Annotated in this window: 1 protein-coding gene; it reads left to right on the forward strand. The window is 43.0% G+C overall.

The features are described 5' to 3' along the window. Positions 1-47: 47 nt before the first annotated feature. Positions 48-659 carry a hypothetical protein gene (locus ACQ661_RS12695; RefSeq protein ID WP_153827367.1) on the forward strand — a complete coding sequence of 204 codons (612 nt, stop codon included), beginning with the start codon at positions 48-50 and terminating at the stop codon, positions 657-659. Positions 660-726: the final 67 nt, after the last annotated feature.

The raw sequence follows: 726 nt of genomic DNA on the forward strand, positions 1-726 counted from the left end.
CCCAACTATTTTTTGCCTGTTAATGTGGGCGTTAAGTAGGAGAATAGATGGATACTCTTGAGGTTGAATTAAGCCGTCCAATTGGAGAAGAACAGATTGATCAATTAGATCTATTCAAGAGTAAATATGGCCAGCTTAGGGAAAATTGGCTATCCCTTGAAATGAGCGGAGCTAATCTCTCTGGATGGGTGGGGCTCGACCAAGAGGGGAAAAAGTCGAGTACAGGCCTAGGCGTCGATATTCATAGGCTGAAAGGCCTCTATGTAGACTTTCGTCATTTTATTCTAGAAAAGGACTTAGTTTGTTTCTATAAAGTTCGAAATCTTGTGCAGTCATACGCTCATGAATCGCCAGCTGTAAACTGTTTGGAGTCCATTAAGAAGCATTGGCAACGCTCAGACAAATCAACTAAATATAGCGATGTTTCTACTGAAGAGTTAATTGACTTGACTTTTAACGCTGATGTTTTTCATGTTCGAGATAAAGCTGTAATTCAGAGTCTTGCAAGCATTCGAGAGAAAGTTAATGATTCACTCCGGCATCACTTGGTGGTTTCATCGGTAATTGAAAAGATGCATGCACTTGAGAAACTTGCATGGGTTATAGAGCCGCTTACCATTGATTACCAGAAGATTCGGGTTCCGAAATGCTTTGCTTAACAAGGCCAGGCACGGCGACGTCTTTTTCGTTGCGGCTGCGCCTTCACTACAAGGCCGCGCGTGCTGG

The sequence above is a fragment of the Pseudidiomarina sp. WS423 genome, assembly GCF_050750165.1.
In the GTDB taxonomy this organism is placed as follows: Bacteria; Pseudomonadota; Gammaproteobacteria; order Enterobacterales; family Alteromonadaceae; genus Pseudidiomarina; species Pseudidiomarina fusca.